The sequence below is a fragment of the Embleya sp. NPDC055664 genome (assembly GCF_053618075.1).
In genome coordinates this window covers 303520-316103 of the sequence record NZ_JBSHGZ010000005.1, presented here as the reverse complement: position 1 = coordinate 316103, position 12584 = coordinate 303520, and the positions used below count along the sequence as shown (strand labels likewise).

General features: G+C 70.3%; 10 protein-coding genes. 5 read left to right on the top strand and 5 right to left on the bottom strand.

Annotated elements, in window-relative coordinates:
* Nucleotides 1-66: 66 nt before the first annotated feature.
* From ACWGR4_RS11640 to ACWGR4_RS11625, 4 genes are read right to left on the bottom strand one after another with little or no spacing between them, the layout of a single operon-like run.
* A complete protein-coding gene (locus ACWGR4_RS11640) occupies nt 67-1179 on the bottom strand; it encodes an NAD(P)H-dependent flavin oxidoreductase (protein WP_379999268.1) in 1113 nt (370 codons plus the stop codon).
* A complete protein-coding gene (locus tag ACWGR4_RS11635; protein WP_452130965.1) occupies nt 1176-1949 on the bottom strand; it encodes a CoA-transferase subunit beta in 774 nt (257 codons plus the stop codon). Before ACWGR4_RS11635 ends, ACWGR4_RS11640 begins: the two co-directional genes overlap by 4 nt.
* Nucleotides 1946-2815 carry a CoA-transferase gene (locus ACWGR4_RS11630; protein ID WP_395794001.1) on the bottom strand — a complete coding sequence of 290 codons (870 nt, stop codon included), beginning with the start codon at nt 2813-2815 and terminating at the stop codon, nt 1946-1948. Before ACWGR4_RS11630 ends, ACWGR4_RS11635 begins: the two co-directional genes overlap by 4 nt.
* A 35-nt stretch (nt 2816-2850) precedes the next feature.
* Nucleotides 2851-3609, bottom strand: a complete 759-nt coding sequence (locus ACWGR4_RS11625; protein ID WP_379999262.1) for an enoyl-CoA hydratase family protein — start codon at nt 3607-3609, stop codon at nt 2851-2853.
* A 214-nt stretch (nt 3610-3823) separates the two neighbouring features.
* Here ACWGR4_RS11625 and ACWGR4_RS11620 point away from each other — a divergent pair, with 214 nt between their 5' ends.
* The gene (locus ACWGR4_RS11620) at nt 3824-4627 is read left to right on the top strand and encodes an SDR family oxidoreductase (protein ID WP_380035033.1); all 804 of its coding nucleotides are present in this window, start codon (nt 3824-3826) and stop codon (nt 4625-4627) included.
* A gap of 4 nt (nt 4628-4631) precedes the next feature.
* A complete protein-coding gene (locus ACWGR4_RS11615; RefSeq protein WP_078976670.1) occupies nt 4632-5282 on the top strand; it encodes a TetR/AcrR family transcriptional regulator in 651 nt (216 codons plus the stop codon).
* A gap of 520 nt (nt 5283-5802) precedes the next feature.
* On the opposite strand, the gene ACWGR4_RS11610 is transcribed toward ACWGR4_RS11615, so the two are convergent.
* Nucleotides 5803-7014, bottom strand: a complete 1212-nt coding sequence (locus tag ACWGR4_RS11610; RefSeq protein ID WP_452130966.1) for an acyl-CoA dehydrogenase family protein — start codon at nt 7012-7014, stop codon at nt 5803-5805.
* Nucleotides 7015-7232: 218 nt separating this feature from the next.
* Here ACWGR4_RS11610 and ACWGR4_RS11605 point away from each other — a divergent pair, with 218 nt between their 5' ends.
* The 3 genes from ACWGR4_RS11605 (at nt 7233) to ACWGR4_RS11595 (ending at nt 12497) form a co-directional block, all read left to right on the top strand.
* Nucleotides 7233-8750, top strand: coding sequence for a class I adenylate-forming enzyme family protein (locus ACWGR4_RS11605; RefSeq protein ID WP_452130967.1), 1518 nt, complete (start codon nt 7233-7235; stop codon nt 8748-8750).
* Nucleotides 8751-8971: 221 nt separating this feature from the next.
* A complete protein-coding gene (locus tag ACWGR4_RS11600) occupies nt 8972-11167 on the top strand; it encodes an acetate--CoA ligase family protein (protein WP_380000002.1) in 2196 nt (731 codons plus the stop codon).
* Nucleotides 11168-11585: 418 nt separating this feature from the next.
* The gene (locus tag ACWGR4_RS11595) at nt 11586-12497 is read left to right on the top strand and encodes an enoyl-CoA hydratase/isomerase family protein (protein WP_379999254.1); all 912 of its coding nucleotides are present in this window, start codon (nt 11586-11588) and stop codon (nt 12495-12497) included.
* Nucleotides 12498-12584 lie beyond the last annotated feature (87 nt).

The window sequence follows — 12584 nt, the reverse complement described above, 5'->3', positions numbered from 1 at the left end:
CGACCGGACATGCCGCCGGCACCGCCCACGTGGGGCGGTGCCGGCGGGGGTTTGCGCGACGTCGGGTCAGACCCGGGCGGCCTCCAGGTCGTACAGGATCCCGCTCGCCTGCGCGGTGATCCGGTCGATCAACTCCGCGCACGAGGGCAGGTCTTCAATGACCCCGACCACCTGGCCGGAGGCCATCACGCCCAGGTCCGGTCGGCCGTCCACCATCGCGGCCTTGAGCAACATCGGCGTGTTGGCCGCCATCAGCACCTGCGGCCAGCTCAACCCCTGTGACTTCTTCATCGCCAGGCCCTCGCGGGCCATGTCGGTGAGTTTGGCGCCGCTGAGCTTGCGGAACCGCAGCGCGTTGGCAATCGAGCGCGGATAGCGGGCGAGCACCGAGCGCTGTTCGAGCCGCTTGACGAAGTCGGTGGCCAGCACCCGGTGCGGGACGCCGTCCACCTCTTTGGACACCACCGTGCCGTTGACGTCCGTGGCGAGGTAGACGTCCTTGACCGCGTTGCCCACGGGGCTGTCCGAGGTGAGCAGGAAGCGGGTGCCCATCGCGATCGCGTCGGCGCCGTACGCGAGCGCCGCGACCAGGCCGCGCCCGTCGAAGAAGCCGCCGGCCGCGATCACCGTGACGTCGCTGCCCCGGAGCACGTCGGTGACCTGCGGCAGGAGCAGCGTGGTCGGGATCGAGCCGGTGTGGCCGCCGCCCTCGCCGCCCTGCACGATCACCCCGTCGACGCCCCACTCGGCGACCTTCTGCGCGTGCCGTTTGGCCCCGATCGAGGGCACCACCAGCATGCCGAGGTCGTGCGCCCGTGCGATCAGGTCCTTCTTCGGCGCCTGCGCGAACGACGCGACCTTGATGCCCTCGCGGCCCATCAGGTCGATCCGCTCGGCCGCGTCCGGCGCGTCCGCGCGCAGGTTGACCGCGAACGGCTTGGCGGTGCGCTTCTTCACCGCGGCGATCGCCGCGACCAACTCCTCGTAGGTCATCGTGGCCGAGGCCAGGATGCCCAGACCGCCCGCCTCGGCGGTGGCCGCCACCAGGCTCGGGTAGGACACGTAGCCCATGCCGGTCTGCACGATCGGATACTCGACGCCGAACTTCGCGGTGAAGCCGTTGCGCAGCGCCGGGTGCAGGCCGGCGTCCGTCCCGCTCACCCCGTCCGCCCCGCTCACGCCGGCACCTCGCGCAAGCGCATCCCGCGCGGGTCCAACACCTCGCGCACGACCCGCAGTTCCTCGTCCGAGGGCACCCGCGAGGTGGGCACCTCGGCCGGGACCACCAGTTCGAAGCCGGTCGCCGCGACCACCTCGTCGACGCTCACCCCGGGGTGCACCGACCGCAGCCGCATGACCTTGGCGTCGGTCTCGAAGTCGAGCACGCACAGGTTGGTGACGACCCGTCGGATCTCGTGGAAACGACCCGCCGAACCCGTCGCCGCGGCCCGGTCGTAGCCGACGCAGGAGACCATGTCCACCTTCGACGTGAGCACCCGCGCCGAGTGTTTGGGGATCCAGTAACTGGTGGTGTGGTTGATCGTGTTGCCCGGTCCGCCGCGCGAACCGAGCACCTGACGCTTGGGCTTGGCCCAGTCGCCGATCGCGGAGATGTTGGCGTTGCCGTGCGCGTCGATCTGCACCGGACCCATCATCACGTGCCGGCGCCCGGAGGCAAGCACGTCGAGCACCTGGCGGTACGGGATCCAGCCGACCACGGCGAACTCGTCGGGCTTGGCGCCCAGTCGGGCGTCGCCCTCGAAGAAGTACGACTCGCCGTTGGACAACATCAGGTCCGGCTCGAAAGTGGCGCGGGCAAGGCGGGCGCCGATGGTGGGGATGGTGCCCATCGGGCTGCCGATGATCTCGCCGTCGCCGCGGAAGCAGTCCGCAACGGCGGCCACGCACACGTCGGCGCGCGTCGCCTCGGTCAGGGTGTCGGTGCTCACTTGGCGTTCTCCTTCGCGAACTCCGCGACGGCGGCCTGATACGCCGCTTCGCTCTCGACCTTCAGGAAGCGCTGCTCGAACGCGGCCCACGCCTCGGGGTCGGCGGCGGCCGTCGCGTACGCCTTCTGGAACGCCTCGTCGCGGCCGTACTCCGGCGGACACTCGGTGAAGTGCGCCCCGTTCGGCGCCTCGACCACGCCGTGCGTCATGTAGCGGTGCACGGTCAGGGTGTGAACGCAGCCCGCCGCCTTGAGCAGTTCCTCGCTCGGCACCACGCGCTCCGCCGAGACGTACGCCTTTTCCGCCGCCAGGCAGAACAGGTCGTCCATGAACTGGTCCGGGCCGGTCAGCGCGGCGTTGCCGCGCTCGTCGGCGACGTTGGCGTGGATCAGCGCGACGTCCAGGTTCAGCGCCGGCATCGCGACCAACGTCTCGTCGCCGTACGGCGATTCGATCGTCTTCAGGTGCGGCGAGACGGTGAGGATGTCCGAGCCCAGGCCCGCGCGGGTGGGCAGGAACGGCAGTCGCTGCGCGGCGGCGCGCAACCCGGTGAGGAACATGCCCTCGTCGTACTCGACCGCCTCGACCAGGCCGTTCTCCCGGACGTGCCGGAAGTTGGGCTCCAGCGGGATCGAGTCGAGCGAGACGAACGCGTAGACGAGTTTGCGCGCCTTGCCGGCGCGGGCGAGCAGTCCGACGTCGGGACCGCCGTAGGAGACGACGGTCAGGTCCTTGAGGTCGGATCGCAGGATCGCCCGGACCAGGGCCATCGGCTTGCGCCGCGACCCCCACCCGCCGATCCCGACGGTCATTCCGTCGGAGAGTTGTGCGACGACCTGATCGGGCGTCATGCGCTTGTCGGCCATGGATGGTTGCTCCCGTCTCTGATGCGAGGTCCGCGTCACTTCGAGGTGTCCGCTTCGCGGCCCTCGGTGAAGGCGTCGCGCAGTTCGTCCGACACGCCGGTCAGGTTCAGCTCGAACGTGAAGCCCTGCTCGTAGCGGTACGAGCGCTTGACGTCGACCGGGTCGATGCCGTTCAGCGACGCCTTCGCGGCGCGGATCACGGTCGGGCTCTTGGCCGCGATCGTGCGGGCCACCTCGAACGCGGTCTCGACCAGCTTGTCCCGGTCGACCAGCTTGTAGATGGAGCCGTACGCGTGCAGCTCGGCCGCCGGGGCGTTCTCCGACGTGTAGACCATCTGCCGCATGCGGTGCTGCGGGACGAGCCGGGCCAGGTGGGTGGCCGCGCCGAGCGCGCCGCGGTCCACCTCGGGCAGGCCGAAGAACGCGTCGTGCGAGGCGATCACGATGTCCGCGTTGCCGACCAGGCCGATGCCGCCGCCGACGCAGAATCCGTGCACGGCGGCGATCACCGGCACCTCGCAGTCGTACACCGCCGCGAACGCGTCGTAGCAGCCCTTGTTGGCCCCCACGAGCGCGTCGAAGCCCTCGGTGTTGGACATCTCCTTGATGTCGACGCCGGCGTTGAAGCCGCGTCCCTCGGCCCGGAGCACCACGACCCGGACCTGCCGGTCGCGGCTCGCCTCGCGGAGCCGGTCCGCGAGTTCGAACCAGCCGGCGACGGTGAGCGCGTTGACGGGGGGTGCGTCGAGCACCACCTCGGCGATGCCCTCACGCACCTCGTAACGGATAGCCATGGCAACCAGATCCATTCGGCCGCGTGCGTCGGATCGGCCGGTCATGCGCCCGGTACCGGCGGGTGCGGCCGACGCGGCCGTCCGGTCGTGAGAGGCACATCACCACCCGATCTGACTGATCGTCAGATTTCTGCCACCATAGTTGACCCCGAGCGACCCACGCCAGACGAACCGAGCGTGGCGCCCACGACACCGCAGACCTCCGGGAGCCGCCATGACCTCCGCCACCGACCCGCTCGACATGGGCGGACGCGTCGTCCTCGTCACCGGTGGCGGCAAGGGCATCGGACGGGGCATCAGCGAACGTTTCCTGGCCGCCGGCGCCGACGTCGTGGTGTGTTCGCGCCAGGCACCGGACACGCTGCCGAGCGTCGGCGGGCGCAGCGCGGTGTTCACCCCGGCCGACGTGCGCGACCCCGACACCGCGTTCGCGGCGGTGGCGTTCGCCGAGGAGCGGTTCGGCCGGCTCGACGTACTGGTGAACAACGCGGGCGGCGCGCCGCAGACCGACGCGGCCACCGCGTCGCCGCGCTTCTCCCGCGCGATCATCGAGCTGAACCTGCTCGGCCCGCTGTATTTCGCCCAGGCCGCCCACCGCTTGATGCACCGTCAGGAAACCGGCGGGGTGATCGTGAACATCTCCAGCGTGAGCGGCGTACGCCCCTCGCCGGGCACCGCGGCCTATGGCGCGGCCAAGGCCGGGATGAATTCGCTCACCCGCTCGCTCGCGGTCGAGTGGGCGCCCAAGATCCGCCTCAACTCGGTGATCGTGGGCCTGGTCCGGACCGAACAGGCCCACCTGCACTACGGGGACGAGGCCGGCGTACAGCGCGTCGCGGACACCATCCCGCTCGGACGGATGGCCGATCCGAGCGATGTGGCGGACGTATGTCTGTTCCTCGCGTCGCCGATGTCACGGTACGTCAGCGGAGCGGAACTGCTCATGCACGGCGGCGGGGAAATGCCCGCTTTCCTCCGTGCGGCGGACAGCGGTACGGATCATGCGCCCGTAAACTGACGGCATGACAGGACAAGTTCGCACCGTCGACGGCCGCGTCGCCGGGCGACGCGGACAGGCGACGCGGCAAAAGCTGCTCGACTGCCTCCGCGAGATGCTCGACACGTCTCCGTACCGGGACGTCAAGGTCATCGACGTCGCCCGTATGGCAGGCACCTCTCCCGCCACCTTCTACCAGTACTTCCAGGATGTCGAGAGCGCGATCCTGGAGATCGCCAACGACATGGCCAAGGACGGCCAGCGGCTGAAGACCCTCGCCGAGGACCAGAGCTGGGCGGGCAAGGGCGGCTACGCCGCCGCCGAGGCCCTGGCCGACGGATTCCTGGAGTTCTGGCGGGACTACGAGCCGATCCTGCGCGTCGTCGACCTCGCGTCGGCCGAGGGCGACAAGCGGTTCTACAAGGTGCGCCAGAAGATCCTCACGGCGGTCACCGGCTCGCTCACCGAGGCGATCGAGAACATGCAGGCCAAGGGCAAGGTCGGCGAGGAGGTGCACGCCAACGCCATGGCGGGCACGCTGGTCGCCATGCTGGCGGCGGTGGCCGGCCACCAGAAGGGCTTCGAATCCTGGAACATCAAGATGAAGGACGTCCGCCCGGCACTCTCCACGCTGGTCTACATGGGCGTCACAGGAAAGAAGCCCCCCACGCGGTAACCCCACGTACCCTCAACCGCCGGACGGGCTGACACCGGCCCGCCCGGCGCTCGAGAACAACCGAGACCAAGCAACCCCAGCCAGTCCCCGGCGCCTGAGGACGACAGCCCCAACCGCAACCCACGACCCCAAGCCGGCCAAACCCAGCCCGTCCAGCGCTTGAGGACACCGGGTTCAACCACAACCCTCGGACCCGAACCGAGCAAAAACCCAGCCCGTCCGGCGCCTGAGGACAACGGGTTCAACCACAGCCCAGGGATCCGAGCCGAGCAAAAACCCAGCCCGTCCGGCGCTTGAGGACAACGGCTCAAGCCGCAACCCACGGATCAGAGCCAAGCAACCCCAGCCCGTCCGGCGCTTGAGGACAACCGAGTTCAACCACAGCCCACGGATCCGAGCCGAGCAAAAACCCAGCCCGTCCGGCGCCTGAGGACAACGGGTTCAACCACAGCCCAGGGACCCGAGCCCAGCAAAAACCCAGCCCGTCCGGCGCTTGAGGACAAAGGCGAGCCGGACCCGGCTAGATCCCCGCAAGCGCCGCGATCCGCTCGCGCTGCACCCCGCGCTCCCCGAGCAAGTGCGCCGAGGTGATCGCCCGCTTCAGATACAGGTGGCAGTCGTACTCCCACGTGAACCCGACGCCCCCGTGCAACTGGATCATCTCCTCGGCGACATGCCGATACGCCGCGGTGGCCGTCGTCATCGCCAACGGCGCCATCACCGCCAACTCGCCCGGCGAGCCAAGCCCCGCGGCCTCCGCCTCCGTAGCCGCCCACGCCGCGTAGTACAGCGCCGAGCGCGCCGTCTCCACCTCCACGTACAGATCCGCGCAGCGATGCTTGATCGCCTGGAACGACCCGATCGGCCGCCCGAACTGCACACGCCCCTTCGTGTACTCCACGGTCGCCTCCAGGCACCGCCCCGCCCCGCCGACCGCCTCCGCGGCCACCGCGATCTCGGCCAGCGCCAGCACCCGCTCCAGGGCCGCGTCCGCGCCGACGGCGCCCAACAGCCGGGCGGGCGTGTCCGCGAAGGTCAACCGCGCCTGCTTGCGCGTCTGGTCCAGCGTCGGCAGCGCCGCGCGCGTCAGCCCGGCCGCGTCCCGCTCCACCGCGAACAGCGCCAAGTCGCCGCCCACCCGTCGCCCGCCCCCGCCCTTGTACGGAGTCGCTGCGCTCCCGCCCTCGACCCGTGCGCCCACCACGATCAGATCCGCGATCAGCCCGTCGATCACGTGCGTCTTGACGCCGTCCAGGCGCCACCCGTCACCGTCACCGTCGGCCCGCGCCGCCATCTCCACCGCGCGCACATCCCGCCGCCCCGGCTCGGCCAGAGCCAGCGCCCCGAGCGTCTCGCCGGCGGCCAGGCCCGGCAGGTACTCGGCCCGCGCAGCCTCGTCGCCCGCGTGCACGAGCGCGTACGCGGTCAGCACCGACGACGCCAGGAACGGCGAGGGGAAGAGCGCACGGCCCATCTCCTCCAGCGCCACCACCAACTCGGTGAAGCCGAAACCGACCCCGCCGTACTGCTCCGGAATCGCGAGACCGGCCAACCCGGTCTGCTCGCACACGCGTCGCCACACCTCGGCGTCGTAGCCGGTCTCGGTGGCCATCACCGCCCGGACGGCGGGCGAATCGCTGTGCCGATCGAACACGTCCCGTAGCGCTTTGCGAATCTCCTGCTGCTCGTCGCTGAACTCGACGTCCACGTGGCGCAACTCCTTGACACTCATGTCGCGCGGGGTCCGGGTCGGTCGCCCGGCCCGAGTTCCGGTCGGCCCCATTGACGATCCGGCAGCCCGCGAGCACCAGTATCTGACACACCGTCATACCTTTAGAACATTGCTTTCGTCACACCTCTGAAACGTCGCCTTACCCCGGGCGTGTCGTGTTGTGTGGCATACACCACCCCCCACGCCGATACTTCGCGCGCAGGCCGAAGGGACCCGTTGTGACCGTTCTCGCCCAGGTGCTTCGTGAGGCCGCCCGACGCTTTCCCGAGCGGCGGGCCCTCGTGCACGGCGGAAGCGGGTTCACCTACGGCGGCCTGGACGCGGTGACCGATCAGGTCGCATCGGGCCTGGCCGCACGCGGTGTGCGGGCCGGGCATCTGGTCGCCCTCGTGCTCCCGTCCGGGCTCGAGTACGTGATCGCCTACACCGCCCTGGCCCGGCTCGGCGCGATCACCACCGGGGTGGGACCGCGCTACACCCCCACCGAGCGCGCCGCGATCCTGGAGCGCGCCGCGCCGGACCTGGTGCTGGCCGGGGAGGACCTGCTCGACGGCATCCCGGCCGGCCCCGAGGTCGTGCGCTGCGTACCGGCCGCCGACGCGGCGAACGTCTGGGCCGAGTTGCGGCTCGACGCGATCCCGCCCGCGCCGCCGGTGACGGGGGATCAGGACCCGGACCTGCCCGAGACGGTCGTGTTCACCTCGGGCACCACGGGCACTCCGAAGGGCGCCCTGTTCACCTCCCGGCAGATCGCCGCGATCACCGCGATGGACACCGGCGACCGCTGGGGCGACGGCGGCCCGCAACTGATCGCCACCGGCCTGCCGCACGTCGGCTTCATGACCAAGCTGGCCGGCTACCTCAAGTCCGGCGCGACCCTGCACATCCTCGGCCGCTGGCGGGCCCAGGACGCGTTGCGCGTGGTGGCGCGCGAGCGCATCCCCTACCTCGGCGGCGTGGCCGCGCAGGTCTCCCTCCTGCTCGGCCGCCCGGAGTTCGAGCGCTACGACCTCGCCCACGTGCGCGGTCTGATCGTCGGCGGCGGGCCGTCCCCCGCCCCGCTCGTGCACGAGGCCCGGACCCGATTCGGGGCGGGCTACTCGATTCGCTACTCCTCCACCGAATCCGGGGGGCTGGGCACGCTGACCGCGTTCGACGCCCCCGACTCCGAGGCGCTGTACACGGTCGGCCGCCCCCGACCGGGCACCGAGGTGGAGATCCGCGACCCGAAGACCGGCGCGATCCGACCGGCGGGCGAGGAGGGGCAGATCTGCCTGCGATCGCCCGCCGTGATGGCGGGCTACTGGCGCGACCCCGCGGCGAGCGCCGCAGCTCTCGATGCGGAGGGCAGGCTGCGTACCGGCGACCTCGGCCGGATCGACGAGGCCGGCTGCCTGCGGATCACCGGGCGGATGACGGAGATGTACATCCGCGGCGGATACAACGTGTATCCGCAGGAGGTGGAGGCGGTCCTGCTCGACCATCCCGATGTGGCCTCGGTCGCGGTGATCCCGCGACCCAGCCGGGTGATGGGCGAGATCGGGGTCGCGGTCGTGGTGTCACGTGCCGCATCCGAGCCGTCACTGGCCGCATTGCGCGAATTCGCGGCCACCCGACTGTCCGCCCACAAGCTCCCCGAGGCGATCCGCATCGTGCCGGCGCTGCCGTTGACCGGCATGGACAAAGTGGACCGCAGATCCCTGACCCAGCAGGAAAAGTCCTTCGGGGACGTTTAGTAACCGCGCGATGACCAGCAGATATCCGCAACATGTTTGACCAAGTCAGCAAATGTCCAGGTGATCGGACAGATGCGTCGGGACCGGGCCGGTGAGACAGTGGACAGCCCTGACGTCCCATCAGCAAGCTAACTGACTAACCGTCAGCTCGATTCCGGCCTCGATCGGGCTTCGATCGGATCTGGCGGCGACGAAAGATCGAAAAAGGGACGGGCGCGATGATGCTTCACGACAGCAGAGGACACCACTTCCCGGGGCACACTCGAACCAGCGTCACCGCGAACGCGGATCCGTCGGCCGAACTCGACGTGACCGGCCGACCACTCGCGCTCCGCCCCGCCGACCTGGACCGCTTCTTCCGACCCCGCACGGTGGCGGTGATCGGCGCCTCGGACACCGAGGGCCGACCCGGTGCGCGGATCACCGCACAGCTGATCGCCTGGGCCGAGCGGGTCGGCGCGCGGTTGTTCCCGGTCAACCCCAAGCACGAACGCATCGCCGGCCGGCCGTGCCACGCGGACATCTCGGCGGTGCCCGAACCGGTCGACCTCGCGGTCGTCCTGGTCGGCGATCCGGCCGAGGTGCTGGAGCAACTGGCGGGCGCCGGCGTGGGTTTCGCGGTCGTGTTCGCGGCCGGCTTCGCCGAGGCGGGCAACGCCGGGGCCGAGGCCCAGGCACGGTTGGCGCAACTCACCTCGGGCGGTTCGTTGCGGCTGCTCGGGCCGAACACGAACCTGAACGCGTTCGAGGAGTTCCGCACCGACCTCGACGGTCCCGCGATCGCGCTGATCACCCAGAGCGGGCATCAGGGCCGACCGGTGTTCGCGGCGCAGGAGATCGGGATCCGGGTATCCCACTGGGCGCCGGTGGGCAACGAGGCCGACCTGGAGATCGCGGACTTCGTGCGGCACTTCGCCGACCAGGAGGAGGTCGGGGTGATCGCCGCCTACGTCGAGGGGTTCAAGGACGGGCGCACCTTCGCGCTGGCGGCCGACCACGCGGCGCGGCAGGGCGTACCGGTGGTGGTGGTCAAGGTCGGGCGGACCGAGACCGGCGCGCGCATGGCCCAATCGCACACCGGCAAGCTGACCGGCGGCGACCGCACCGCTTCGGCGGTGTTCCGCCAGTACGGGGTCACCCGGGTCGACGGCCTCGACGAACTCATCGACACGTCGCAGTTGTTCGCGCGTACCCGCACCCCGCTCGCGCAGGGTGTGTGCGTGTACTCGATCTCCGGCGGCACCGGCGCGCACATGGCCGACCTCGCCGCCGCCGAGGGCCTGGCCGTCCCGCAGCTGGAGCGGGCCACGCAGGAGAAGCTGCACGGGTGGATCCCGCCGTACCTGACCGTGTCCAACCCCGTGGACAACGGCGGGCACCCGGCGGGCGACGAGCGCGGCCGGAAGATCATCGACACGATCCTGGCCGACCCGGCGATCGGCGTGCTCGTCTGTCCGATCACCGGCGCCTTCCCGCCGATGAGCGACCGGCTCGCACAGGACCTGGTGGACGCGGCGGAGGCGACCGACAAGGTGGTCTGCGTGGTGTGGGGCTCTCCGGTGGGCGACGAGGACGCCTACCGGCAGATACTCCTCAAGTCGAACAAGGTGGTGGTCTTCCGCACCTTCGGCAACTGCGTCCGGGCCCTGCGGGCCTACTTCGACTACCACCGCTTCCGCACCCAGTACTCGTCCCCGTTCGAGGACGTACCGCGCACCGCCTCGCCCGCGGCGGCGAAGGCGAAGCGGCTGCTGTCCTCGGGCAAGCCGCTGTCGGAGCACTCGGCGAAGCAGCTGCTGCGCACGTACGGGATCCGGGTGCCGCGCGAGCAGCTGGTCACCTCGGCCGCGGCGGCGGTGCGGGCGGCGGGGCTGATCGGCTACCCGGTGGTGATGAAGGCTTGCGGCCCGCAACTGCCGCACAAGAGCGACCTGGGCCTGGTCAAACTGAGCCTGCGCTCGGCGAGCCAGGTGCGGGACGCGTACCGCGAGATCACCGACGCGGCCAAGGAGGCGGGCGCGGGTCGCCTGGAAGGCGTGTTGGTGTGCCAACAGGTCGACCGCGGCGTGGAAATGGTGGTCGGCATCTCACACGACGACCTGTTCGGCCCGACGGTCTCGGTCGGCCTCGGCGGCATCTTCGTCGAGGTCTTCGACGACATCGCCATCGGCGTCCCGCCGTTCGGCGCCTACGAGGTGAAGCGCATGCTCGGCGAACTCCGCGGCCTCAAATGCCTCCAGGGCCTCCGCGGCCAACCCCCGGCCGACCTGGACGCCCTGGTCGACGTGGTCATGCGGGTACAACGCATGGCGTTGGAACTGGGCGACGAAATAGCCGAGTTGGACATCAACCCACTGATGGTCATGCCAAGAGGCGGCGGCACAGTCGCCTTGGACGCCCTCGCAGTGGCGAGATAGCACCGGCCGCCCCCAACACCGGAGCCGAGGGAACCCGAGCAAGCCAGGCGGGCCTGAACGGGACCGAGCAGGCCGAACGAAGCCAACCGGCTTCGCGGCTCCACCGGCTCCGGCGGTCCCGAACGGCCACCCACCCGCAACCACGGCACCCTCAAACGCCGGGCCGGCGCTTGAGGCCACTCAGCCGGGCCGGCGTTTAAGGCCAACCCAACCAGACCGACTCTCGACGCCAGAAGCAAACCTTCCAGCCCGGCCGGCGCTTGAGGCCACTCAGCCCGGCCGGCGCTTGAGGCCAACCCAAACCAAACCAACGCCCAACGCCGGACACAAACCGGTCCAGCCCGGCCGGCATCTGAGGCCAACGCACGGACCAGCCCGTCCCACCCTTGAGGACGGCCCACCACACACAGGAGCCACCATGACCACCCCCGACCAAGAGCTGCTGCACAGCGTGCGCGCCGGCGTCCTAACCCTCACCCTCAACCGCCCCGCAGCCAGCAACTCCCTCACCTGGTCCCAACGCGAACTCCTGATCGACCTCCTGGCAGAGGCCTCCGCAACGGAGCAGATCCGAGCCGTAATCCTCACTGCCGCAGGCCAAAAACACTTCTGTACCGGCATGGACCTCCGCAGCAGCCCCGGCACCAAGTCCCTCCTCGCCGAAGCCGCAGCCCAAGCCGAAGGCGCGAACACGGACCCGAACACGGACCAGAACCCGGACCCAGCCCCGGACGCGGCCACCAACACCCCCCAACCCCCCGCCCGCCCCACCGGCTACGCCACCCGCATGATGAAGACCGGCGTCCAACGCCTCACCAACGCAATCCTGGACTGCGAAAAGCCCGTGCTCGCAGCAATCAACGGCACCACCGCCGGCTACGGCATGAGCCTCGCCCTCGCCTGCGACCTCGTGATCGCCGCCGACTCGGCCCGCTTCATCCAGATCTTCACCCGCCGCGGCCTGGTCCCGGACGGCGGCAGCGCCTACCTCCTCCCCCGCCTGGTCGGCCCGCAGAAGGCCAAGGAGCTGATGTTCTTCGGCGACGACCTCCCCGCCGCCGAGGCACTCCGGATCGGCGTCGTGAACAAAGTCGTCCCCGCCGACGAACTCGACGCCACCGCCCGCGAATGGGCCGAACGCCTGGCCACGGGCCCCACCCGGGCGTACGCGTTCACCAAGCATCTGGTGAACCGCTCCCTCGAAAGCGACCGCACGACGGCCTTCGACGAGGAGGCCCGCATCGTCGAGGCGAACATGACCTCGCGCGACGCCAACGAGGGAGTCGCGTCGCTGATGGAGCGCCGCAAGCCGGAGTACTACGGCTGGTAATCGAACGCCGGCGGCCGGCCGAGGACCCCCACCACGGCCCGCCGACGGGCGGATGTGCCTTACGCCACAAGGCAACTGACGAGTCGT

Coding starts and splice junctions, on each gene's coding strand:
- ACWGR4_RS11615 (WP_078976670.1), top strand. CDS start 4,632: ATGACAGGACAAGTTCGCACCGTCGACGGCCGCGTCGCCGGGCGACGC.
- ACWGR4_RS11620 (WP_380035033.1), top strand. CDS start 3,824: ATGACCTCCGCCACCGACCCGCTCGACATGGGCGGACGCGTCGTCCTC.
- ACWGR4_RS11600 (WP_380000002.1), top strand. CDS start 8,972: ATGCTTCACGACAGCAGAGGACACCACTTCCCGGGGCACACTCGAACC.
- ACWGR4_RS11610 (WP_452130966.1), bottom strand. CDS start 7,014: ATGAGTGTCAAGGAGTTGCGCCACGTGGACGTCGAGTTCAGCGACGAG.
- ACWGR4_RS11625 (WP_379999262.1), bottom strand. CDS start 3,609: ATGGCTATCCGTTACGAGGTGCGTGAGGGCATCGCCGAGGTGGTGCTC.
- ACWGR4_RS11630 (WP_395794001.1), bottom strand. CDS start 2,815: ATGGCCGACAAGCGCATGACGCCCGATCAGGTCGTCGCACAACTCTCC.
- ACWGR4_RS11595 (WP_379999254.1), top strand. CDS start 11,586: ATGACCACCCCCGACCAAGAGCTGCTGCACAGCGTGCGCGCCGGCGTC.